This is a genomic window from Rhizobium sp. AB2/73, assembly GCF_020871915.1.
Lineage (GTDB): Bacteria > Pseudomonadota > Alphaproteobacteria > Rhizobiales > Rhizobiaceae > Rhizobium > Rhizobium dioscoreae.
Window position 1 is genome coordinate 2,278,990 of the sequence record NZ_CP067071.1, and the last position, 22,916, is coordinate 2,301,905.

Annotated in this window: 22 protein-coding genes, 1 tRNA gene and 1 pseudogene; 13 read left to right on the top strand and 11 right to left on the bottom strand. The window is 58.9% G+C overall.

Annotated features, from left to right (window positions below; genetic code table 11):
- Positions 1–8: 8 nt before the first annotated feature.
- From araD1 to chvE, 4 genes are all read right to left on the bottom strand, one after another.
- Positions 9–1,007 carry an AraD1 family protein gene (gene araD1, locus I8E17_RS11295; protein WP_069612869.1) on the bottom strand — a complete coding sequence of 333 codons (999 nt, stop codon included), beginning with the start codon at positions 1,005–1,007 and terminating at the stop codon, positions 9–11.
- Between the two features lie 117 nt (positions 1,008–1,124).
- A complete protein-coding gene (gene mmsB, locus I8E17_RS11300; protein ID WP_069612775.1) occupies positions 1,125–2,333 on the bottom strand; it encodes a multiple monosaccharide ABC transporter permease in 1,209 nt (402 codons plus the stop codon).
- Positions 2,330–3,868, bottom strand: coding sequence for a multiple monosaccharide ABC transporter ATP-binding protein (gene mmsA / locus I8E17_RS11305; RefSeq protein WP_069612776.1), 1,539 nt, complete (start codon positions 3,866–3,868; stop codon positions 2,330–2,332). The genes mmsB and mmsA overlap by 4 nt, the downstream gene beginning before the upstream one ends.
- A 104-nt stretch (positions 3,869–3,972) precedes the next feature.
- Positions 3,973–5,037: a multiple monosaccharide ABC transporter substrate-binding protein gene (gene chvE, locus I8E17_RS11310; RefSeq protein WP_069612777.1), complete on the bottom strand. Its 1,065-nt coding sequence runs from the start codon at positions 5,035–5,037 to the stop codon at positions 3,973–3,975.
- A 274-nt stretch (positions 5,038–5,311) separates the two neighbouring features.
- Between chvE and I8E17_RS11315 the strand changes: the two genes are divergently transcribed.
- Positions 5,312–6,319 carry a LysR family transcriptional regulator gene (locus tag I8E17_RS11315; RefSeq protein WP_069612778.1) on the top strand — a complete coding sequence of 336 codons (1,008 nt, stop codon included), beginning with the start codon at positions 5,312–5,314 and terminating at the stop codon, positions 6,317–6,319.
- A 61-nt stretch (positions 6,320–6,380) separates the two neighbouring features.
- The gene (locus tag I8E17_RS11320) at positions 6,381–6,854 is read left to right on the top strand and encodes a hypothetical protein (RefSeq protein ID WP_069612779.1); all 474 of its coding nucleotides are present in this window, start codon (positions 6,381–6,383) and stop codon (positions 6,852–6,854) included.
- Here I8E17_RS11320 and I8E17_RS11325 read toward each other — a convergent pair whose 3' ends face one another.
- Entirely contained in the window at positions 6,855–7,115 is a 261-nt protein-coding gene (locus I8E17_RS11325) for a hypothetical protein (RefSeq protein ID WP_069612780.1), read from the bottom strand. It lies immediately after the preceding gene.
- A gap of 231 nt (positions 7,116–7,346) precedes the next feature.
- Here I8E17_RS11325 and iolG point away from each other — a divergent pair, with 231 nt between their 5' ends.
- The 4 genes from iolG (at position 7,347) to I8E17_RS11345 (ending at position 9,830) form a co-directional block, all read left to right on the top strand.
- The gene (gene iolG / locus I8E17_RS11330; protein ID WP_069612781.1) at positions 7,347–8,339 is read left to right on the top strand and encodes an inositol 2-dehydrogenase; all 993 of its coding nucleotides are present in this window, start codon (positions 7,347–7,349) and stop codon (positions 8,337–8,339) included.
- A gap of 152 nt (positions 8,340–8,491) precedes the next feature.
- Complete coding sequence (locus tag I8E17_RS11335) at positions 8,492–8,806, top strand: metalloregulator ArsR/SmtB family transcription factor (RefSeq protein ID WP_069612782.1); 315 nt, start codon at positions 8,492–8,494, stop codon at positions 8,804–8,806.
- On the top strand, positions 8,803–9,162 hold the full coding sequence (locus I8E17_RS11340) for a hypothetical protein (protein WP_069612783.1): 360 nt from the start codon (positions 8,803–8,805) through the stop codon (positions 9,160–9,162). The genes I8E17_RS11335 and I8E17_RS11340 overlap by 4 nt, the downstream gene beginning before the upstream one ends.
- A 44-nt stretch (positions 9,163–9,206) precedes the next feature.
- Positions 9,207–9,830 carry an ATP-dependent Clp protease proteolytic subunit gene (locus I8E17_RS11345; protein WP_069612784.1) on the top strand — a complete coding sequence of 208 codons (624 nt, stop codon included), beginning with the start codon at positions 9,207–9,209 and terminating at the stop codon, positions 9,828–9,830.
- Positions 9,831–9,887: 57 nt separating this feature from the next.
- Here I8E17_RS11345 and I8E17_RS11350 read toward each other — a convergent pair whose 3' ends face one another.
- On the bottom strand, positions 9,888–11,129 hold the full coding sequence (locus I8E17_RS11350) for an ROK family transcriptional regulator (protein WP_069612785.1): 1,242 nt from the start codon (positions 11,127–11,129) through the stop codon (positions 9,888–9,890).
- A gap of 223 nt (positions 11,130–11,352) precedes the next feature.
- Here I8E17_RS11350 and xylF point away from each other — a divergent pair, with 223 nt between their 5' ends.
- The 5 genes from xylF to I8E17_RS11375 all read left to right on the top strand — a co-directional run bounded on the left by xylF (position 11,353) and on the right by I8E17_RS11375 (position 15,987).
- Entirely contained in the window at positions 11,353–12,393 is a 1,041-nt protein-coding gene (gene xylF, locus I8E17_RS11355; RefSeq protein ID WP_069612786.1) for a D-xylose ABC transporter substrate-binding protein, read from the top strand.
- A 290-nt stretch (positions 12,394–12,683) separates the two neighbouring features.
- Positions 12,684–13,997 (top strand): sugar ABC transporter permease, encoded by a 1,314-nt coding sequence (locus I8E17_RS11360; RefSeq protein ID WP_069612787.1) that lies wholly within the window; start codon positions 12,684–12,686, stop codon positions 13,995–13,997.
- Positions 13,998–14,012: 15 nt separating this feature from the next.
- A complete protein-coding gene (locus tag I8E17_RS11365; RefSeq protein WP_069612788.1) occupies positions 14,013–14,795 on the top strand; it encodes an ATP-binding cassette domain-containing protein in 783 nt (260 codons plus the stop codon).
- Positions 14,796–14,957: 162 nt separating this feature from the next.
- Positions 14,958–15,031 (top strand) — tRNA-Arg (locus I8E17_RS11370).
- A gap of 350 nt (positions 15,032–15,381) precedes the next feature.
- On the top strand, positions 15,382–15,987 hold the full coding sequence (locus tag I8E17_RS11375; protein ID WP_219510685.1) for a hypothetical protein: 606 nt from the start codon (positions 15,382–15,384) through the stop codon (positions 15,985–15,987).
- 14 nt (positions 15,988–16,001) lie between these two features.
- On the opposite strand, the gene I8E17_RS11380 is transcribed toward I8E17_RS11375, so the two are convergent.
- Together I8E17_RS11380 and I8E17_RS11385 are read right to left on the bottom strand one after the other, a co-directional pair.
- The gene (locus I8E17_RS11380) at positions 16,002–16,286 is read right to left on the bottom strand and encodes a hypothetical protein (protein ID WP_219510683.1); all 285 of its coding nucleotides are present in this window, start codon (positions 16,284–16,286) and stop codon (positions 16,002–16,004) included.
- A complete protein-coding gene (locus tag I8E17_RS11385; protein WP_229002018.1) occupies positions 16,249–17,058 on the bottom strand; it encodes a hypothetical protein in 810 nt (269 codons plus the stop codon). The genes I8E17_RS11380 and I8E17_RS11385 overlap by 38 nt, the downstream gene beginning before the upstream one ends.
- A 102-nt stretch (positions 17,059–17,160) precedes the next feature.
- Here I8E17_RS11385 and istA point away from each other — a divergent pair.
- A pseudogene (gene istA / locus I8E17_RS11390) lies at positions 17,161–18,684 on the top strand (IS21 family transposase).
- Complete coding sequence (gene istB / locus I8E17_RS11395) at positions 18,662–19,396, top strand: IS21-like element helper ATPase IstB (RefSeq protein ID WP_003501246.1); 735 nt, start codon at positions 18,662–18,664, stop codon at positions 19,394–19,396. The pseudogene istA and the gene istB overlap by 23 nt, the downstream one beginning before the upstream one ends.
- Positions 19,397–19,456: 60 nt before the next feature.
- Here istB and I8E17_RS11400 read toward each other — a convergent pair whose 3' ends face one another.
- From I8E17_RS11400 to I8E17_RS11410, 3 genes are all read right to left on the bottom strand, one after another.
- Positions 19,457–20,377, bottom strand: coding sequence for an integrase arm-type DNA-binding domain-containing protein (locus I8E17_RS11400; RefSeq protein ID WP_229002019.1), 921 nt, complete (start codon positions 20,375–20,377; stop codon positions 19,457–19,459).
- 476 nt (positions 20,378–20,853) lie between these two features.
- Positions 20,854–21,165, bottom strand: a complete 312-nt coding sequence (locus tag I8E17_RS11405; RefSeq protein WP_069612789.1) for a hypothetical protein — start codon at positions 21,163–21,165, stop codon at positions 20,854–20,856.
- A 288-nt stretch (positions 21,166–21,453) separates the two neighbouring features.
- Complete coding sequence (locus I8E17_RS11410; RefSeq protein WP_069612790.1) at positions 21,454–22,554, bottom strand: porin; 1,101 nt, start codon at positions 22,552–22,554, stop codon at positions 21,454–21,456.
- Positions 22,555–22,916 lie beyond the last annotated feature (362 nt).

Consider the following 22,916-nt stretch of genomic DNA (forward strand, 5'->3'; position numbering starts at 1 on the left):
TCGATGAATTACAGCTGACGAACAGCCACTTCTTTCTCTGCATCGATCGCCAGCGGATTGCGCAGCGGCAGACCGAATTCGCCAACCTCGATCTCGAAGACATCGCCGACTTCCGGCTTGATGCCTTCCGCAAACGAAAGCGTCGCGGTGCCGAACATATGCACATGCACATCGCCTGGAACGCGGAAGATGCCGTATTTGAAGTGGTGATATTCAAGGTTCGCGAAGGTATGCGACATGTTCGCTTCGCCGGAGAGGAAAGGCTTCTCGAAAATCACCTTGTCGCCGCGCTTGATGCGGGACGTGCCGCGAATATCTTCCGGCGCCACTCCGATGCGGATTTCCGGGCCGAAACTTGCCGGACGCAGCTTGGAATGGGCGAGATAGAGATAGTTGATCCGCTCGGTGACGTGATCGGAAAATTCGTTCGACAGGGCAAATCCGATGCGGAACGGCGTGCCGTCCCTGGAGATGACATAGATGCCGGCCATTTCCGGCTCCTCGCCACCATCGAGCGCGAAGGATGGAGATACGAGTGCCGCACCCGGGGCCGCAGCGCCATAGCCATTGCCCTTGTAGAACCACTCAGGCTGCACGCCCTTCTCGCCTGCCTTCGGCTTGCCGCCCTCGATGCCCATCTTGAACATCTTCATGGAGTCGGTCAGCGTCTCTTCGGCTGCTTCCGTCGTCTTCTTGTGCATGGAATCACGTGTCGCGGCAGAGCCGAGATGCGTCAGACCGGTGCCGGTCAGGTGCAGATGAGCAGCATCCGGATGCGTGATCGGCGGCAGGAAACGGCCCTCTGCATAGGCTTTTTCGAGATCGATCGCCTCACCGAGACCATGTGCCTCGATCACCGATGCCAGCGACTTGCCGCTATCGGCGGCCTCCATTGCAAGCTTGTAGACGCTACCGCCATTGACGACGACCTTGGCAGCTTCACCGGGTCCGTTGCGGACCGCAACGACGATCTCGCCGTTCGAACCCTTGATCTGCGAGATGAGCATGTCTTTCATCCTTTCCTAACAGACAGAGATTGGATGCAACTTCCCGTTCCGGCTCTCTGCGAGAGCCGGACTCTGTCATGGATTTGGTTTTTAAAGTCTCGGCTGATCGCTAAGCGGTCAGCCCTTGTTCTTGTTGTAGACGTCGATGAACACGGCAGCGAGCAGGACCGCACCCTTGATCATCTTCTGGGAGTCCGTCTGGTATCCGAGGATCGACATGCCCTGGTTCAGCACGCCCATGATCAAAGCGCCGATAACGGCACCCGTCACCTTGCCGACGCCGCCGGAGGCCGAAGCGCCGCCGATGAAGCAGGCCGCGATGACGTCGAGTTCGAGACCGTCACCGCCCTTTGCGGTTGCCGAATTCAGGCGTGTCGCGATGATGATGCCGGCGATGCTCGCCAGGATGCCCATGTTGATGAAGGTGTAGAAGGTCAGGCGGCGGGTATCGATACCCGAGAGCTTCGTCGCCTTTTCATTGCCGCCCATGGCATAGATGCGGCGGCCGATCGTCGTGCGCTGCGTTGCGAAGCTGTAGAGCGCGATCAAAAGCAGCATGAGAACCAGAACGTTCGGCAGACCTCTATAGGAAGAGATCTGGTAGCCGATGAAGATGGCGGCGGCGGCAACCACCAGATTCTGGGCGACGAAGAAGCTGAACGGCTCGACATCGATACCGTGCTTTTCGTTGACGGTGCGGCGGCGCCACGACAGCAGGAACATGACAATCGGGATGGCGACCGTCAGCAACATCGATGTCGAATGGATGCCGCCCATGTCGACGAAATCCGGAATGAAGCCAGTTGCAACGATCTGGAATGCCGGCGGGAACGGACCGATGCTGCTGCCGTTACCGGTCGTGTTGATGATCGTATAGGTCAGGCCGCGGAAAACCAGCATGCCTGACAATGTCACGATAAATGACGGAATGCGGTGGTAGGCAATGAAATACCCATGCCAGGCGCCGACCGCGGCCCCCATCAGCAGACAAATGGCCGTCGCCAGCGCAAGATTCATATGCATCTGCACGACCAGAACGCCCGCAACCGCCCCGACGAAGCCGACGACGGAGCCGACCGAAAGGTCGATATGGCCGGCCACGATGACCAACAGCATGCCAAGCGCCATGATGACGATGAAAGAATTCTGCAGCACGATGTTGGTCAGGTTCTGCGGCCTGAAGAGAACGCCGTTCGTCAAATACTGAAACAGCAGCATGATGACGACGAGCGCGATCAACATGCCGTATTCGCGGATGTTGTTGCGGATGTGGTCGCCGATGGAAACGACGTGGCTGCTTTCCGTGGCTGGGTTGGCCGAACTCATTGTTGTTTCTCCCCTGAGCGCATGATAGCGCGCATGATGCTCTCCTGGCTTGCCTCTGCCTTCGGCAGTTCGGCAACAATTCGACCCTCGTTCATGACGTAGATGCGGTCGCAAGTGCCGAGAAGCTCGGGCATTTCCGATGAAATCATCAGAACACCCTTTCCGTCGGCGGCAAGCTGGTTGATGATGGAATAAATTTCGTACTTGGCGCCGACGTCGATGCCGCGTGTAGGCTCATCGAGGATCAGGACGTCCGGGTCTGAGAACAGCCATTTCGACAGCACCACTTTCTGCTGGTTGCCGCCGGAAAGGTTGCCCGCTTCCTGGAAGACGCCGGCCGAACGGATGCGTAGCTTGGAGCGATAGTTCGTCGCCACCTGCAGCTCGCGCACGTCGTCGATGACGGTCGCCTTGGAAACGCCAAGCAGATTGGCAAGCGTCGTGTTGTGCAGGATGCTGTTGGTCAGAACCAGGCCGAGCTGCTTGCGGTCTTCGGTCACATAGGCAAGACCGGCATCGATCGCCTTGCGCACCGTGCTGGTGTCGACCAGCTTGCCGTCCAGGAAGACTTCGCCGCTGATCTTGTGGCCATAGGACTTGCCGAAGACGCTCATGGCGAATTCGGTACGGCCCGCGCCCATCAGGCCGGCAATGCCGACCACTTCGCCCTTGCGCACCTTGATGTTGATATTGTGCAGGACCTGACGATCGCGATGCTGCTGGTGGAAGGCATTCCAGTTCTTCACTTCGAAGATCGTTTCGCCGATCGGCACCGAACGCGGCGGATAGCGGTCGGCAAGCTCGCGCCCGACCATGTTGCGAATGATGATGTCTTCGCTGATCTCTTCTTCGTGACAGTCCAGCGCCTTCACCGTCATGCCGTCGCGCAACACAGTGATCTGGTCGGCCACCTTGCGCACTTCGTTGAGCTTGTGCGTGATGATGATCGAGGTGATGCCTTGTTTGCGGAACTCCATGAGGAGATTGAGGAGCGCATCGGAGTCGTTTTCATTCAGCGATGCCGTCGGCTCGTCGAGAATGAGCAGCTTGACGCTCTTCGACAGGGCCTTGGCGATCTCGACGAGCTGCTGCTTGCCGACGCCGATGTCGGTCACGAGCGTATTCGGAGATTCCTTGAGGCCGACTTTGGAAAGAAGTTGTTTGGTCCGGCTGAAGGTTTCCTGCCAATTGATCATGCCATTGGCGACAACTTCATTGCCGAGGAAGATGTTTTCGGCGATCGACAGAAGTGGAACGAGCGCCAGCTCCTGGTGAATGATGATGATGCCGATATCTTCGGAGTCCCTGATGGTTTTGAACTGACGGACTGCCCCATCGTAGTAGATATCGCCGTCGTACGTGCCGGCCGGATAGACACCCGATAGCACCTTCATGAGGGTAGATTTGCCGGCTCCGTTTTCACCAACCAAAGCATGAATCTCGCCCTGACGGACTTTCAAATTGACATTTTCCAAGGCGTTCACACCGGGGAACGACTTGGTTATGTTCCGCATTTCGAGAATGGTATTGTCCATTGTCCGTATCCAACGCCGCGATCGAACATAGCAGACCGCGCGATCGTCTTAAATATCAAAGCCAGGGCTCGCATTGAGCGAGCCCTGACCGCTATGTCGGGAAATTACTTCAGCTGATCGGCCTTGTAGTAACCGCCCTCGACGAGAACCTTCTCGTAGTTGGTCTTGTCGACTGCGACAGGGGTCAGCAGGTAGGACGGAACAACCTTGACACCGTTGTCGTAGGTTTTCGTGTCGTTGACTTCAGGCGTCTTGCCTTCCATCAGAGCGTTGACCATGTTGACGGTGACCTTGGCGAGGTCACGGGTGTCCTTGAAGATCGTGGAGTGCTGCTCGCCGGCAATGATCGACTTGACCGACGGGATTTCGGAGTCCTGACCAGTAACGATAGGCAGCTTCACGCCGCCGGAACCGTAGCCGACGCCCTTGAGCGCGGAGAGGATACCGATCGACAGGCCGTCATACGGAGACAGAACGGCATCGACATGAGCGTCGGTGTAGTAGGCCGACAGCAGGTTGTCCATGCGGGCTTGGGCCGTTGCCGGATCCCAACGCAGCGTGCCGACCTTGTCCATGCCCATCTGGCCGGACTTTACGACGAGCTTGCCGCTGTCGATGTACGGCTTCAGGACCGACATTGCGCCATCATAGAAGAAGAAGGCGTTGTTGTCGTCCGGAGAACCGCCGAACAGCTCGATGTTGAACGGACCCTTGCCATCCTTGAGGCCGAGAGCGTCGACGATCGAGTTTGCCTGCAGGACGCCGACCTTGAAGTTGTCGAAGGTCGCATAATAGTCGACATTCGGGCTGTTGCGGATCAGACGGTCATAGGCGATGACCTTGATGCCGGCATCGTGAGCCTTCTGCAGAACGTCGGACAGCGTGGTGCCGTCGATCGAGGCAATGACGAGGACCTTGTCGCCCTTGGTGACCATGTTCTCGATCTGCGAGAGCTGGTTCGGAATGTCGTCGTCGCCATACTGCAGGTCGGTGCCGTAACCGGCGGCCTGGAGCTGCTTGACGATGTTGTTGCCGTCATCGATCCAGCGAGCCGAAGCCTTGGTCGGCATGGCGATGCCTACCGTGCCCTTGTCCGCCGCGAAGGCAGGTACCACCAGCGTAGCGACGCCGAACGCAGCGCCGGCCATCAATGAGATAATGGATTTCATTACTCTCTCCCTTGTTGATAAATGCGGCGGACAAAAAATGCCCGCCCGAAACTGCGGCAGGTTCCGTAGAAGGAATGATTTACTTCTAATTGTGAGAAACGAAGTAGGTCTCCTCCACGCTCTCACGGTTTATGAGCTGTACCCAGCGCACAATCGGCAAACTCGTACGATTTCGTATAACTGTCAAATAGAATAACTGGCTAAACATATACCGAGTTTGGTATAATGTTAAAAAATAGTACTTTTTTGCCGATGAAGGGGAAAATTGGCCGTTATGGAGAAAATATATAACGATTATGTGAGCGATGGCATTGAGATTCATTCCGACAATTTTCGCGACGATGCGTTGTTGAAAGCCGGTTTGAAGCTCAATCACCTGCGCATGATCGTCACGATCGAGGATCACGGGCAAATTTCTGCGGCCGCTGAGTCCATGAATATGTCACAACCTGCAGCTTCACGCATGCTCTCAGAAATGGAGTCGATTGTCAAAAGCCCGCTTTACGAGCGTGTCGCCAGAGGCGTCGTGTTGACCCCTTTCGGCCTCGCTCTTGCCAAGCGGGCGCGCAAGATCCTGCTGGAGCTGCGCGAGGCAGGCCGGGAGCTAGGTGCCTTGCGGACCGGCAAGGGCGGCTCGGTCTTTCTGGGGGCTGTGACCGCGCCGGCGATCAGCCTTGTCGTCCCAGCGATCCAGCGCGTGACACGCAGCTATCCCGGCATAGAGATCAATATAGAGGTCGAGAACAGCAATGTGCTCGCGCGCGAGCTGCTCGCCGCCCGCCACGACTTCATTATCAGCCGCATCCCGGATGATCTCGATCCGCGTCTGTTCACCGCCCATGAGATCGGCGTCGAGAAAGCCTGCCTGGTGGTCCGCAATGGGCATCCGCTGCTTGAGAAGGGCGTTGCCGGCCTGCATGATCTGGCCGGTTACGATTGGGTATTCCAGCCTCCGGGCACGTTGCTTCGCCGCAAGGTGGAGGACATCTTCCTTGCCGCGGGCGTGCCCTTGCCGGAAAACGTCGTCAACACTTCGTCTCTGCTTCTGACGCTTGCAGTCGTCTGCAAGACGGATGCGATTGCGCCGATCGCGCTCGACATGGCGCAATTCATCTGCGGGCAGACATCTCAGGCCGGCGAATCCTCTATCCTGCCGATCGATTTCGATATCGACGTCAGGCCCTACAGCCTCATCACCGCCCGCGAGCGCGCCATGCCGCCGAGCGCGCGTCTGCTGCATGACATGATCCTGGAGGAGAGCCGGCATCTCTCGCTGACATAAGAGCAAGCCATAAGCTCCGCGCCAACTTCCACTCCTATGAAGCTTGGCGTGGAGATCACACATGCTGTTCAAGCAATCTTTGTTTCAATCCGTGCTCGACCGTCTCGATAGCGAAGAGGACGGTTCAGAAAAGGAAGAGGCCGCGCATCGCATCCGCGGGCTGAACGTCAGCTTTGCCGCAACGGTGCCGGGCGGCGAGACGCCAGACACGCATCGGCCAGACGAAGCCTATCGCGACAATCTTGGCGATCCCGTCATCCTGCCTGAATTGGAACCAAAGCCCGAACCCGCGCCGCAAGAACCGGAGCCGCCGGTCATGCCCGGGCATCTCAGCCGAACGTCACGGGAAGAGGTTGCAGCCGAACTCGCAATCACCTCCGACCTCACACGCGAAACCCTGCAGGAAAAGCGCCGTAACTTCGCCAAGGCCAATCATCCGGACAGCGTCGCCACCCTCTTCCGCGAACAGGCGACGACCCGCATGACACTCGCCAATCAGCTGATCGACGAAGCCATACGCCGCCTCAGGCGGTGATTATTTCTTGTCGTCTGCCGGTTCGTCGTCCTCGGCGTGCTCGTCTTGCGCGGGCGCATCGCTGGTCGCTTCGGGTGGTTGTGGTTTGAAATTCAGAAGCAACATCCAGGCCGAATAGGCGCCGAGCGCACCCGACAGCATCGCCCAGAATGGCTGCGAGCCGAGCGTTTCGACGGCTGCCCAGCCAAAGCAGACGGCCACGATGAGGATGCGCACCCAAAGCGGCTTGTAGAGCGGATGGCTGGGATCGATCAGTTGCATAGGTCTCTTTTGCCTGTTCAAGAAGACATGTCTTTAGCGCATCATCGGGAAAATTGTGAAGCCTTCCGGATAAAATAAGACTCCTTGAGCGGATTTCGGCTAAGCCGGCATCGAACGGTGATTTTGAGGATTGTGAAGTTCAGGCGGCTTGACGCCGCCACCGGAAAATGGAATGAAAATTCCACAGAGATTTATATTCGGTCCATTTATTCCGAATTCAGGGAGGTAGAAATGACTGTCAGATTTGGTCTGCTCGGTGCAGGACGCATTGGCAAGGTGCATGCGAAAGCCGTCAGCGGCGATGCCAACGCCAAGCTCGTCGCCGTTGCGGATGCGTTTCCCGCGGCTGCGGAAGCCATCTCCGCAGCCTATGGCTGCGAAGTCCGCACAATCGAGGCGATCGAGGCCGCCAAGGATATCGATGCCGTCGTCATCTGCACGCCGACCGATACCCACGCCGAGCTGATCGAGCGCTTTTCACGTGCCGGCAAGGCCGTCTTCTGCGAAAAGCCGATCGATCTCGACGTCGCCCGCGTCAAGGCTTGCATCAAGGTTGTCGAGGAAACCAAGGGCAAGCTGATGGTCGGCTTCAACCGCCGCTTCGACCCGCATTTCATGGCCGTGAAGAAGGCCATCGACGAAGGCCGCATCGGCGCCGTGGAGATGGTGACGATCACCTCACGCGATCCGGGCGCCCCGCCTGTCGATTATATCAAGCGCTCCGGCGGCATTTTCCGCGACATGACCATCCATGATTTCGACATGGCCCGCTTCCTGCTCGGCGAAGAACCGGTCGCTGTCACCGCAACCGCCGCAGTCCTCGTCGACAAGGCAATCGGCGAAGCCGGCGATTACGACAGCGTTTCCGTCATCCTCCAGACGGCATCGGGCAAGCAGGCTGTTATCTCCAACTCGCGCCGGGCCACCTACGGCTACGACCAGCGGATCGAGATCCATGGCTCGAAGGGTCTGGTGTCGGCCGAAAACCAGCGCCCTTTCTCGATCGAAGTCGCAAACGGCGATGGCTACACCCGCCCGCCGCTGCATGATTTCTTCATGACTCGCTACACCGAAGCCTATGCCAACGAGATCGCAAGCTTCATCGCCGCGATCGAAAAGGGCACCGCCATCACACCATCGGGCGCCGACGGCCTTGCCGCGCTGAAGCTGGCGGATGCCGCCCTGCAGTCCGTCAAGGAAGGCCGCCTGGTAAAGATCGACTGAGCCGTCTCCATTCCTCAAGGAATGTGATCCTCCCAAAAGTCCGCCGCGATCACCATTCGCGGCGGGCTTTTTCTTTGGCGCGATCTCGAACTCCCGAGAGGCTTCGATGGAAACCTCTTGCGAATCACATAAGTCCATGCTTATCTGTTGCCATGATAGAGAATGAGATATTCCGGGCTTTGGCCGATCCGACCCGCCGCGCCATCTTCGAGAAGCTGGCGACGGGCGGCATGAATGCCAGCGCCCTGCGCGAAGGTATCGACATCAGCCAACCGGCGATGTCGCAGCACTTAGCGGTTCTGCGGAGTGCCGGGCTGGTCAGGGAAGAACGACGGGGGCGGTTCGTGAATTACGAGGTCGATCCGGAGGGACTTGCCCTCATCGCCCAATGGCTGGCGAAATACCGCGCATACTGGCCCGCTCGCATCGAGGCTCTCAAGGTGTTGCTGAAGGATATGGATCAATGAACAATCTCAAGATCCCTGAGCGAAAGAACGGCATCGAGCTGGAATACCAGCTCAGCGAACCGCCGCAAAAAGTCTGGCGTGCAATCAGCACCCCTGAGCTTCGCCAAAACTGGCTGCCGCAGGAGGCCTTGGCCAGTCCCGAGTCGATATCGGTCACGCCGGGCAAAGAAGTCAGCTACAGGCTGCGGGACGACACACCGCCCTTCCTCGAAAGCACCGTGACTTTCAAGATATCTTCGAACGCAAACGGCGGCACCTGCCTGCGGATCATCCACGAGCTCGATGACGTTCGGCTTCGTGAGACTGAAAAGGCTGCGGCAAACAATAACGGCCTGACCGTCATGCGCGCCGCCTGACGTTCTGAATAGATCAACAATTTCAATAACATTGGAGTTCGCCGATGCGCGAAGCGATGCAACTCGTCCCTATGGTCGTGGAACAATCCAGCAGAGGAGAGCGGTCTTTCGACATCTACTCCCGCCTGCTGCGCGAGAGAATCATCTTTTTGAATGGCGAGGTGAACGACGACGTCTCGGCCCTCGTCTGCGCGCAACTGCTGTTTCTCGAAGCCGAAAATCCCAAGAGACCGATCCATCTCTACATCAATTCGCCCGGCGGTGTCGTGACCAGCGGCCTCGCAATGTACGACACCATGCGTTATGTTCGTGCCCCGGTGCATACGCTTTGCATGGGAACAGCCCGTTCGATGGGCTCTTTCCTCTTGATGTCGGGCCAGCCGGGCGAACGCACTGCGCTTCCAAATGCCAGCATCCATATTCACCAGCCATTGGGCGGATTCCAGGGACAGGCATCGGACATCTTTATCCACGCGGAAGAAATGAGACGAACGAAGCATCGCATGACGCGGCTTTACGCCGAGCATTGTGGCCGCTCCTACGAAGAATTCGAACGCGCGATGGACCGCGACCACTTCATGACCGCGGAAGAGGCTCTGGAATGGGGGCTGATCGACCGTATTCTTCAGGTCCGCGAAGATGAACAGCCTTTGGGCCTGACAGATTGAGCGGGGTGATGATCCTGCGGCCGGCCGCATTGCCAAGCCTTGCCCCGCCCTCACCTCTCAACCCGCCTGATCGCGCAGCTCGACGACCGAGGCTCCCCTCTTCACGATATCATTGTCGATGATCGAAAATGCGCGGTTCAGATGCCCTTCGAAGACGAGCGTCGGCTCGTCGGCGATAACACGCAGCTCCGGCATGCCCTCCATGCGCACGACATGCGATTCCGCCAGGCCCTCGGTTATGCCCTCGATCAGCAGATCATAGTAGCGTACGCCCGGCCCGGTAATGACGATCGGCATCCGCTCGTGCAGGCTCAACACGCGCGAAAGGCCATTGCCGAGCGCCAGGCCGGCCTGACGGAAGGCCAGCACATTGCGGCGCCCGCCGTGACGCGCGCTCGCGGCGATCTTGTCGAGTTCGGCGATCGGCACGAACTTCGCCGGGATCGTGTCGAGCGGCACGTCGAAGGCCGTCCGCAGCATGGCGTAGAAACCGGCATAGGCCTCGATGCATCCACGAGCGCCGCAGCGGCAAAGAGCGCCGCCGGGCACATGCATCATATGCCCGAAATTGGGCGCGGATATATGATGCTCGCCTTCATGCTCCCGGCGCACGATGCCGAGCCCGATACTATGGCCGAGCGATAGCGCCGCCAGCGAGCGGAAATCGCCGCGCGTGCTGATTTCCTCCTGCCGCCCGAGCGCGGCAGCCACCAGCAAAGTCTCATTGCCGAGAATGATCTGCGCCGACCATTCTTCGCGAAGCACGGCGGCGAAATCGATTTCCTCGCGGCCGAAGATCGGCGACCAGCGCAGCACCGGCGCCGAAGTATCGACAAGCCCCTTGCTGCTGATCGAGATCATCAGCACCTTGTCGCGCGGTAATTGCGAGCGGGTGACAATCCGGTTCAGGGCATCACGCAATCCGGCCACGAAGCGCTCGACACCCGTAGCGTTCTGCTGCCTGTCCTCGGTAAAGCGGTCGATCAGGCGACCGGTATAATCGACGAGCGAATATTGCACGGCATCCGATGAAATGACGACGACGATCAGATAGCCGCAGTCACGCCGCTGCGAAAACAAAACGCGGGGCCGTCCTCGGCCGCTGGCCGCCTGCTGCTCGGCCTTTTCAATGATCTGCGCCCGCTCGAGATCGGCCGTGATGACCGATACGGTCGCGGAGGAGAGCCTGGTGAAATCAGAGAGTTCGGTATGGGCGAGCGGCCCGTGCCGGCGCAGCGCCGACAAGACCAAGGCGCTGTTCTTTTGACGGACCAATTCGGTGCTCGATTTGGCCAGCATCTGCAAACTCCCTGCTCATTCAACCCTCCTCCTCCGCAGCCCCTGATAGCTTTTTCGGACGACCGATGAAACCTGGCGGCGCGGGTGTTGACAGCTGAAAAAATCTCTGACACTAAATTTCTCGACTGTCGAGAAAAAAGTCCAAAGCTTTTCTTGTCAGCATTTTCGCCGCGGCCGACGGGAGTTCAGGATACGTGCGGTCGCATTCACTCGGGAGGATCACATGAAAGCTTTCATCAAGCTGGCTGCGGGCGCGGCCATCGTTTTGACCATGCAGACGGCCGCCTTCGCCAAGGATCTCGTCGTCGGCGTTTCCTGGTCGAATTTCCAGGAAGAGCGTTGGAAGACGGATGAAGCAGCCATCAAGAAGGCTCTGGCAGCCGCCGGCGCCAAGTACATTTCCGCAGACGCCCAGTCGTCCGCTTCCAAGCAGCTGACCGATGTCGAGTCGCTGATTTCGCAGGGTGCAAACGCCCTCATCATTCTCGCTCAGGACTCCGATGCCATCGGCCCGGCCGTCGAAAAGGCCGCTGACGAAGGCATTCCGGTTGTTGGTTATGACCGCCTGATCGAAAATCCGGCCGCCTTCTACATCACCTTCGACAACAAGGAAGTGGGCCGCATGCAGGCTCGCGAAGTCCTGAAGGCAAAGCCGGCCGGCAACTACGTCTTCATCAAGGGCTCGTCGTCCGACCCGAACGCCGACTTCCTGTTCTCCGGCCAGATGGAAGTGTTGAAGTCCGCCATCGACGCCGGCAAGATCAAGAATGTCGGCGAAGCCTATACGGACGGCTGGCTGCCGCAGAACGCGCAGCGCAACATGGAGCAGTTCCTCACCGCCAACAACAACAAGGTTGACGCGGTCGTCGCCTCCAACGACGGCACCGCCGGCGGCGCCGTTGCCGCTCTCGACGCCCAGGGTCTCGCAGGTTCCGTGCCGGTTTCCGGCCAGGACGCCGACAAGGCCGCTCTGAACCGCATCGCGCTCGGCACGCAGACCGTTTCGGTCTGGAAGGACTCGCGCGAACTCGGCAAGCGCGCCGCTGAAATCGCCCTCGCTCTTGCCGGCGGCAAGACCCAGGACCAGATCGAAGGCGTCCAGACCTTCAACGGCGGCCCGAAGCACGTCGCCATGAAGTCGGTCTTCCTGACCCCGATCCCGATCACCAAGGACAACCTGAACGTCGTCATCGACGCAGGCTGGATCTCCAAGGCTGAAGCCTGCCAGGGCGTGAAGGCCGGCAGCGTCGCTGCCTGCAAATAAGCACCGGCTTGACGAGCTGACCCGAAGATAATGCCGACGCCGCAAGGGGCTCTCCATTGCGGCGTCGAATGCGGATGAGAGGCTCGCAACCAAACCCAGAATGGGAATGAAGGCCTCCCGCATGTGTTGCGTCATCGCATATCCGATCGGCCCGCCGGATGGCGGTCGTGGACCCGGGACAACCGGATGGGCGAGCGATGACGTCTAGTGTGACCAGCGCGGATACTGCCCAGCGATCAAGAAAGAGCATTCGCGGGCCTGCGCCCAACAAGTGGGAGAACGGCAAAGCGATGGCCGACATGACACATTCCACAACATCGAGCGGTCCGCGCAATGCGGAAGAAGGCGCCGTCACGCGCTTCCTGCGCGCGACTGAAATCGATACCCGCCTGCTCGGCATGATCGGCGCACTGCTGATCATCTGGATCGGCTTCGACGTCTATACCGGCGGCCTTTTCCTGACCCCCAGAAACCTCTGGAACCTTTCCGTTCAGACCTGCGAGATCGCCGTGCTGGCGACGGGCATGGTGCTGGTCATCGTCACCCGCAATATCGACCTTTCCGTCGGTTCCATGCTCGGTTTCATCGCCATGATCATGGGCGTTATCCAGGCAAAATACCTGCCCGCCTATCTCGGCTTCGACAGTTCCTGGACCTGGGTCATCACGCTGATCTGCGGCCTTGTCATCGGCACGCTGCTCGGCACCTTCCAAGGCGTCATCATCGCTTTCCTGAATGTCCCCTCCTTCATCGTCACCCTTGGCGGCCTTCTCGCCTGGCGCGGCCTTGCCTGGTACGTCACCAGCGGCCAGACGGTCGCCCCGCTCGACGCCACCTTCCGCATCATGGGCGGCGGCGCCGAAGGTTCGATCGGTGCGACCTGGAGCTGGATCCTCGGCGTACTCGCCTGCGTGTTCATCGTTCTCGGCATTATCGGCGGGCGCCATCAGCGCAAGCGCTTCAACTTCCCGCGCCGGCCGCTCTGGGCGGAATATTTCCTCGCTATCCTCGGCTCCGCCCTCGTCCTCGTCACGATCTACGTCTTCAACATCTATTACTGGCCAACCGGCATCGCGAAGAAATACGCGACCGAGCATAATATTCCCTGGCCGGAAACAGGGCTCGATATTCCCTACGGCATCGCCGTGCCGGTACTGATCGCCGTCGGCATCGGTATCATCATGACCTTCATCGCCACCCGCCTGCGCTTCGGCCGCTACGTCTTCGCGATCGGCGGCAACCCGGAAGCAGCCGAGCTCGCCGGCATCAAGACGCGCTGGGTAACGGTGCGCATCTTCGCGCTGATGGGCTTGCTTGCAGCGGTCGCCGCGGCTATCTCCACCGCCCGCCTCAACGCCGCCGCCAATTCGCAGGGCACGACCTATGAGCTTTTCACCATCGCCGCGGCCGTCATCGGCGGCACCTCGCTTGCCGGCGGCAGCGGCACCATCGCCGGCGCCATGCTCGGCGCCCTGGTCATGCAGTCGCTGCAATCGGGCATGGGGCTCGCCAATGTCGATACGCCGATCCAGAACGTCGTCGTCGGCGTCGTGCTCGTCATCGCCGTCTGGCTCGACATCGTCTACCGCTCGCGCGCCAAGTAAAAGGAATTCTGAACCATGACGGATCAAACCACTCCGCTTGTGGAAATGAAGAACATTTCCATCTCCTTCGGCGGCATCCACGCGGTCGACAACGCCTCGGTTGACCTTTACCCCGGCGAAGTCGTCGCTCTTCTCGGCCATAACGGCGCCGGCAAATCGACGCTGATCAAGATTCTCTCCGGCGCCTACAAGCGCGACAGCGGCGATATCCTGATCAATGGCGAGCCCGCCGATATCCGCAGCCCGCGCGACGCCAAGAAATACGGCATCGAGACGATCTATCAGACGCTTGCCGTCGCCGACAATGTCGACGCCGCCGCCAATCTCTATCTCGGCCGTGAGCTGCAGACCCGCTGGGGCACGCTCGACGACGTCGCGATGGAGGCCAAGGCCCGCGAGGTCATGGGGCGCCTCAACCCCAATTTCAAGCGCTTCAAGGAACCGGTGAAGGCTCTTTCCGGCGGCCAGCGCCAGTCGGTCGCGATCGCCCGCGCCATCCTCTTCGATGCCCGTATCCTGATCATGGACGAGCCGACCGCGGCACTCGGCCCCCAGGAGACGGCGCAGGTCGGCGAGCTCATCAAGCAGCTGAAGAAGGAAGGCATCGGCATCTTCCTCATCAGCCACGACATCCACGACGTCTTCGACCTCGCCGACCGCGTCTCGGTCATGAAGAACGGCCAGGTCGTCGGCCATGCCCGCACCGAAGACGTCACCAAGGACGAAGTCCTCGGCATGATCATCCTCGGCAAGGTGCCGCCAAAGGCCACCCCCGGCCCCGGCGCGATGAAGGAATGAGCCGATACCACCCATGACAGCAAGGCCGCGCGCCCAAAGCCCGCGGCCTTATCCCAACAAAACGTCCGATCTCACGCTTTCCTGAATTTTCCCGATTGAAGCCAAGCGCTTCCTAGGCTAAGAACCAGCCATCGGACAGGCGATTCAAAACCGCCACGGCATGCACCCGTAGCTCAGCTGGATAGAGTGTTGGATTCCGATTCCAAAGGTCACAGGTTCGAATCCTGTCGGGTGCGTATCCAACTAATTGAAATCATTTAGTTTTATTTTTATTCTTGATCTCTAAAGAACTGGAAATACGCTAGCACAGCGTTAGCACAATTCCTTTCAGCTCGAAAAAAGCTCTTTATTTTCAATGGCAGCCATTCGCTGGACCGGAGCGCGTTAGCACAACTTTAGCGCAGCCGCGCTACCATAGTAACACCATTGGAGACCATGTTCCCTTGTTACAGCGCTTCAAGCAGCCGAATCAGCCCTTTGTTCTCTTCCAGCGTGACGGCACAAATTGGTCGATGTGTAGCGCGCAAAATCGCGTGGCACAGCGCGCAACATCAAATGGCAACTGAAATCAATTTGTAAAGGTGGCTTGAAACGGTCCGGCGATCGTAACATCTTCAGAGGGCTTGGCGGGCGGGCCAGCGTGTCATGCGGCGAACGAAAACACGAGCAAGAGTGTGCCCGCATGGAAGTCATCTCCAAATGGTCAGACAGCATCCCATGGCTGTCGTATCACAAAGGCGAAACGGCCTGCTTCTGGTGCCCACGGTGCCGGATCTCGAAAAACTACAGCGTCGACTCGATGCTGAGCGTGCTGGGCGATATCAGCGTCAAGAGCCTGCCGGATGTCGTCTCGAAGGCTGTCGGCTGCAAAGACTTCGCTAAGACCGGCTGGGATCGCTGCCGTATGGCACCGCTGCCCGACAGGGCATTTCACAAGATTGAATGGTCGCCTGATGTCAAAGTCCCACGGGGCTATCTGGAGCTGGGGGACACGAGCCTTGGCAGCATCTCGGAATGGCAGATCCTACACGCCAAATGCCGCTGCGGATGGCTGAGGTGGATCAATCGAAAGGATCTGGTCAGCAAGTTCGGGCCAGACGCGAGAACCAAGGATCTCGAAAAGCTATTGAAGTGCCGCCGCTGCGAGAAGCGCGGCTTCGCAATCTTCATCTACATGATGGAGAAGCGATAGAGGTGCGACCGCTCTTACCGCTCATCTGCCAAAGCGATCATCCGCTTTTCATCGTCGGAAAGTTCGTACGGCTGGATCAACGTCACTGGCTCCGCCCAGATCAGATATTGGTCGAATAGCTGTTCGCCACTGACCGTTTCCAGGTCCCAGCGGTTCGGCAACCAGGCACGGCGCACCTTGCGCGTGAGAATACGGCCATCGGCTGTTTTCACGATACAGAGCTTGCCATCGATCGCGGGTGACGGCGGGGTCTCTTTATCTTCATAATACAGGAGCCATCCGTCCTGGATGGCTCCCATCGTGTGCCCCCTCATTGGCCTTGCGGCCGTGTGTTCCGTGAATGTCGGTATATCGGCTCTTGTTGGGTGGAGCTGCCTGATAGTCGTATTCTCGCCCCGGACCATCGGCGGCGTGAATGCCGAGGAAAGCAGCCCAGGTGCGGTCGGCGTGATCTTCATCACGCTCGGCCACGAAGCGCGGCGCTCCGGTCGCCGATGCGACCTTGCGAAGTTTATGCAGGTCGGCACGAAGCTTCTGGTCGCCCATCTTGATGCGGACGGTGCGATCCTCGAACCGCTCCTTGCCGCGTGTCGCCATGATGAGCTTGTTCGGTCCGGTGAAAAGCACGCCTTCGACGCGGGACCCGTAACGAGCCTGCGCATCCTCCACGACCTTTTCGCCCATGCCCGTCTGGTCGATGCAGGCCCGACCGACACGGTAGCGGGTCATGACGTCGTCGAAGGCTTCGTCCATCGCCGCGAAGGTGGCGCGCTTCTGCTCGATGCGTTCACGCTCCCACAGCACGTCGCCGATCTGCTCCCACACATAGATGACGTGCAGATCCTCGCGTCGGCCGATAACCGGGGTCGGATCGCCCAGGCTATTGTGATCCGGGTCGATATCGACGGCGCAGCCGAGCGCGTGCATGGACAGGCGGGAAATGCCCCGCATCTGCCGCCAATTATAACCGCCACCGATCAAATGAAGGTTCGCGACTTCGACGGCCTTCTGGTTGCAGCCGAAGTCCTGCCAGATCTTGTTCAGGATACGGCCGAGGCTGTGATTAGGCATGGAATAAGGACCCCGCATTTGGGGTGATCGGCGTCCAAACGGGACCCCCATCTGCGATGGGGTTACAACAGCCTCCGGTTTCATCGGAGGCTTTTTATTTGGATGCTTGTTGTGGAGACAATTCTAAAGATACGTCGACTTTCCCGTGTGCAGGGCAAGTCGATCAAGGCGATCTGCCGGGAGCTTGGCATATCGCGGAAAGTGGTGCGGAAGGTTCTGCGCAGCGATGAGACGGAGTTCAAATATGAGCGGACCCGTCAACCTCAGCCGAAGCTCGGGCCCTGGCGCGATCAGCTCGATGGAATGCTGCTCGCCAATGAGGCCAAATCCTCTCGCGAACGGCTGACACTGATCCGGATATTCGAGGACTTGCGCGACCTCGGCTACGAGGGCGGTTACGACACAGTCCGGCGCTACGCCCGAACCTGGGCGAAGGAACGCGGCTCCGTAACGGCGGAAGCCTACGTGCCGCTCTATTATGCGCCGGGCGAGGCTTACCAGTTTGACTGGAGCCACGAGATCGTCGTGCTGAACGGCGTGACGACGACGGTGAAGGTGGCGCATGTCCGGCTCTGCCACAGCCGGATGATGTATGTGAGAGCCTATCCGCGCGAGACGCAGGAGATGGTCTTCGATGCCCATGACCGGGCGTTCGCGTTCTTCGGCGGGGCCTGCACGCGCGGCATCTACGATAACATGAAGACCGCGGTGGAGACGGTCTTCGTCGGCAAGGAACGGCAGTACAATCGCCGCTTCCTGCAGATGTGCAGCCATTACCTGATCGAGCCGGTGGCCTGCACGCCTGCGTCGGGGTGGGAGAAGGGCCAGGTCGAGAACCAGGTCAATCTGGTGCGGGAACGCTTCTTCACGCCGCGGCTACGCTTCAAATCCTACGATGAGCTGAATGGCTGGTTACTGGACAAGTGCATCAGCTATGCCCGCGCCCACAAGCATGTCGATCAAACGGAGCGCACGATCTGGGAGGTGTTCGATGGGGAACGGCCGCACCTGGTCGGCTATCCCGGCAAGTTCGACGGCTTCCACGCAGTGCAGGCCTCGATCGGCAAGACCTGCCTCGTGCGTTTCGACAACAACAAATACTCGGTGCTGTCCACGGCAGTCGGCCGCCCGGCCGAGATACATGCCTATGCCGATCGCATCGTCATCCGGCAGGATGGCGTGGAGATCGGCCAACACGATCGCTGCTTCGGCCGTGGCGAGACGATCTATAATCCGTGGCATTACGTGCCGGTCCTGACCCGCAAACCGGGAGCGCTGCGCAACGGTGCGCCATTCCACGACTGGGTTTTGCCCGCCGCCATGGAGAAGGTGCGCCGCCGGCTGAAGGCCATGCATGACGGCGACCGGCAGATGGTGTCGATCCTCGAATGTGTGGGCCTGGACGGACTCCCCGCCGTCGAAGCGGCCTGCCAGGAGGCGCTCGATCAGGGCGTATTCTCGGCTGCCGTCATCATCAACATCCTGGCCCGCAAGCGTGATCCGCAGCCGGCCGCCATCCTTTCCATTCCCGACGTGCTTCGCCTGACCCACGAGCCTCTGGCCGATTGCGCCCGTTACGACAGCCTTAGGAGGGCAAGCTGATATGGAACGATCCCAAATCCTTGACATGATGGGCACGCTGAAGCTGTTCGGCATGCGCAGCGCCTATGACGAGATCATGGCCTCCGGCATCAAGCGGCAGCACGAACCGCCACGCATCGTCGGCGACCTACTTCAGTCGGAGATCGCCGAGAAGCAGGCGCGCTCCATCAAATACCAGATCACCGTCGCCAAGCTGCCGCTGGCCAAGGACATCGACGACTTCGACTTCACCGACACGCCGGTCAACGAAGGGCTCGTGCGCCAGCTTGCGACAGGAGCCTTCCTCGCCGAGCAGCACAATATCGTTCTGGTCGGCGGAACCGGCACGGGGAAGTCCCATTTGTCCATCGCGCTCGCACGCGCCCTAATCCGCAACGGCGCACGCGGCCGCTTCTTCAACGTCGTCGACCTCGTCAATCGGCTCGAGACGGAGGCACGTAGCGGAAAGCAGGGGCGGCTGGCCGACTTCATCACCAGGCTCGACTTCGTCATCATGGACGAACTCGGCTACCTCCCATTCGCTCAGGCCGGCGGCCAGCTCCTCTTCCATCTGATCAGCAGGCTCTACGAGCGGACCTCGATCATCGTCACGACGAACCTGGCGTTCGGCGAGTGGCCGGCCGTCTTCGGCGACGCCAAGATGACCGCCGCCCTCCTCGACAGGCTAACCCACCATTGCGAAATCGTTGAGACCGGGAATGAATCCTGGCGCTTCAAAAACCGCTCTCAAAGCTAAAGCCGAAAAGACAAACAACCCGCGCCCGCAGGCCCCTGCGCTAAATGGAGAGCTCCGGGCCTACGCGCGCTGACCCGATGCAACCAGAGGCAGGGGTCCCTTTTGGGAGCCGATAAGGGGTCCCGTTACGATGCCGATTGACATCCCCGCCTTATCGAGCTCAGACCACATTAGACCTGCAATCTCGCTCAACCGGAATCCGGTCAACAAAAACAGCTTTGTGCCGACAACGCCTTGCCAAAGCTCATCGTCTGCGGTTTCAAGCACTTTACCAAGCGCTCGATACTCCTTCGGGCTAAGTCGGCGGGTGCGCTTGCCGACAGCGGGCTTCTTAATGCCACGCGCTGGATTCGTCGGGATGATCCCCTCCGAAACGGCATAAGTGAAGATTGCGCTAAGAAGTGTCACTGCTTGCGAGGCAGTCCCGGCCCCGCCGGTAACAACCGCCCTTCCTCGTAGTTTTCCCGTTTTCTCGTCCGCTGCAGTTTTACCGGTCGTCACATCACGCATCATCTTGATAGCGTCCGCAGTAGTTAGTTCTTGAACGATCCGATTACCTATCAGGGGAATAATATGACGGTTTGCCCGCCCCTTATCGACGTACAAGGTTGATGACTTTTTCGGCTTCCCGCGCTTGCCGAACACAAGCCCTTTATCGGCTGCCTCGAAATACATGTCGCAAAGTTCTTTGACTGTGAGCGCTTTGCGCCGTGTCGAACGGTCAAGCTGCGGGTCATCACCGCGAGCGACATCACCGAGAACACCCTTGGCTTCTTTGCGAGCTTCCTCAACCGTCAATGGACCGTGGATGCCGATCTTGAAACGACGCGTCTGCTTGCCCACCCGGTATTGGGCAACATAAGTCTTGCGACCGCTAGGCCAGACCCGGACCCCGAAGCCTGGCAACTCGTCGTCCCACTCAAAATAATCTTTGTCGCGCGCCTCAAGGGCGTCTATCATTCTTTTCGTCAGTTTCGCCAAGCCGGCAACCCCACCTGTTACAGGAAGCATATAGGAAGCAGCAGGAAGCAAATCAGGGTAAATTTGATCCGGACCATTGTAATCGCAGAAATTGCTTACCGCTTGATCTAGATAGCAAAATCAGAATGGGGTAAACAAGAGGAAGCAGCGGAAATTCATTCACGCCTGCTTTCCGATTCCAAAGGTCACAGGTTCGAATCCTGTCGGGTGCGGTTCCTTCTCTCTTCAAAAGATCAAGACGGCTGGCGCTTTCGAGATCACGGTGCGGCTTGCAAGCATGCCCAAAGAAGCGATCGAGTGAATCGTTCAGCCGAAGAACATCAAGTCGGCCCGGCATTCAAAGGCCGGAGAAGAAGCAAGCTGCCATCCGGTTAACTTCGCCATCCTGATCAGCTCGCGATCATGCATCGGCAGGCAGGATATCCTGCCGTGCCGGTGTTCTGCCTGTAAGAGCTGGTTAGCCTTGTACCATCAGCTCAATGGTTCTTGTTCGGCCCCTTGCCGGTCGCGAAGCTGCAGGTCTTGATCTTGCAGCTGGGGTCGTCGCTGGTGGGCACGCTGGCGTTGGCCATGGCGCCTTGCCCCAGGCAAGCCATCGAATTCGAGACGGTGCGGCTGTACATCATCAGGCCCGGATGATGTGAGGGATATCTCAACACGATCGACCCTTCCTGAGCCATCTTTTCATGCACGGCTGCGCAGGTCATCGACTTGGAATTATAGGCCGACATGGCCATCGCGTTCGTGGAGAACATTCCAATTGCGGCAAGTATCATGATCGTCTTCATGGGGCTTCCTTTGGTCGCGCCGAAGGGCGCTATCGAAAATGAGATAGTCGTTGATTAGCATTGGATTTATGACAGTGAGCCGACTTCCCTTTATCGGCTGTTTGACCACTGCCAAGAGTGACCGGCGCCCGTTCGGATACGATTGCGCTGGAGGTCACTACGCACCGCATGGTGTCTGTCGGCAGGATGCGGTGCGAACGGAGATTTAGAAATCGTCCGTCACGACAGATGGGACCCGATACGAAGACCGGGCCTCATTTCTGTGAAGATCAGCCGAGACCAAAAGCCTCAGAAGGTCCGCTCGAAGCGCAGGATACCCGAGAAGCTATCGTCGCTCGGCAGGTCATAATGAACATAGGTGAATTCCGGCTCGACGAGCAGGTTCTTGACCGGGTTGAACTTGACGTTCGTGGTCGCTTCGAAGATCTTGGAGTCGGTATAGGCAAGCTGAACGTTCCACTTCAGCTTGTCGTTGATCGGAACGCCGACGCCGCCCCACACAGCCCAGTCACCCCAGCCGCAATCCGCGCCGTGAACGACGCCGTCGGAGGTCGTGCAGGCCGAGACGTTCTGGTTCGAACCGGCATATTGGTTGAGCTTGTCGCCGTCGGTATTCCACCCGCCCATCAGGAAGGCGGAGAAGACGCCGAAATCGGCATCGATACGCGCCTTGATGGCACCTTCTTCCACGATGGAATCATAACCGCCGACCACGCGGAACTGCCACGCGCCAGCCTTGTAGCCGAGACCGGCGACAACGTTCGGAGCGTAGTGATCAGCCTTCGAGAGCTGCCAGCTGCCGCCATAGGCGCTGGTCGTCGTTCCCGAATTGCTGTCTTCGAGCGAGATGACGCCCGTGAAGCCCGTGCCGCTGTCGTAATTATAGGTCAGCTGGTTCAATTCATACGGACCGTCATAGATGACGTCGTCCTGGATCACGTCGCCGGCATAGCCGACGAACTGGTTGTACTGCGAATCCGTCTTACCGACGGTGAATCCGCCGAGAGTGATGTAGGCCCACAGCAGGTTGGTGGAGGTCGAGCCGCCGTCGTTCCAGTCCCAGCGAACGATGGTTTCGGTCTTCAGCGGACCATATTCGGTGTCCGTCGCGGTATTGAGGTTGAGTTCGGCGCGGGTATGCCACTTGGTGCCGAAGTTGCTGTCGCGATTGTAAGGATCTTTCCACTGGCCTTCGGTGCGGACCTTGCCGCCAACGCGCAAGCAGGTCTCCGTGCCGGGTATGAAGAAATAGCCGGCGCCGAACGCGTCACAGATGCGCACATATTCCAGCGGCTCCGGTTCGGCGGCGACGATAGCATCAGCCGCATGAGCGCCAGATACGACGCAGAGGGTCGCAGCCGAGCCGATAAGCAAGCTCTTGATGTTCATTGTAACTCCATTCTTCAAACGAACTTGCGCGAGATACGAACCTGGGGGGCCGTCCGACATCAAGTTTCAGTGGCTAACTCGAAGCCCAAGGCCTCGCTTCCGAATAGTAAGCTGCATTTAGTATTTTGCTTTTACAAGGATCGAAATGAGGGACCCGATATATGTGACAGCATGTACATATACTCTGTTGCCCAAACGACGCACATGTGTACGGACGATGACAGATACATGACAAGAAACGGCAAAAGAGGTTGTTTGCCAGGCGCTTACCGGGGATATCGCAAGGATGTAATGCGGGATGGGATGCTGGACTGACAGCGCTGAGTCTTGCTAGACTTGAAACCGCACAAACAGCATATCCA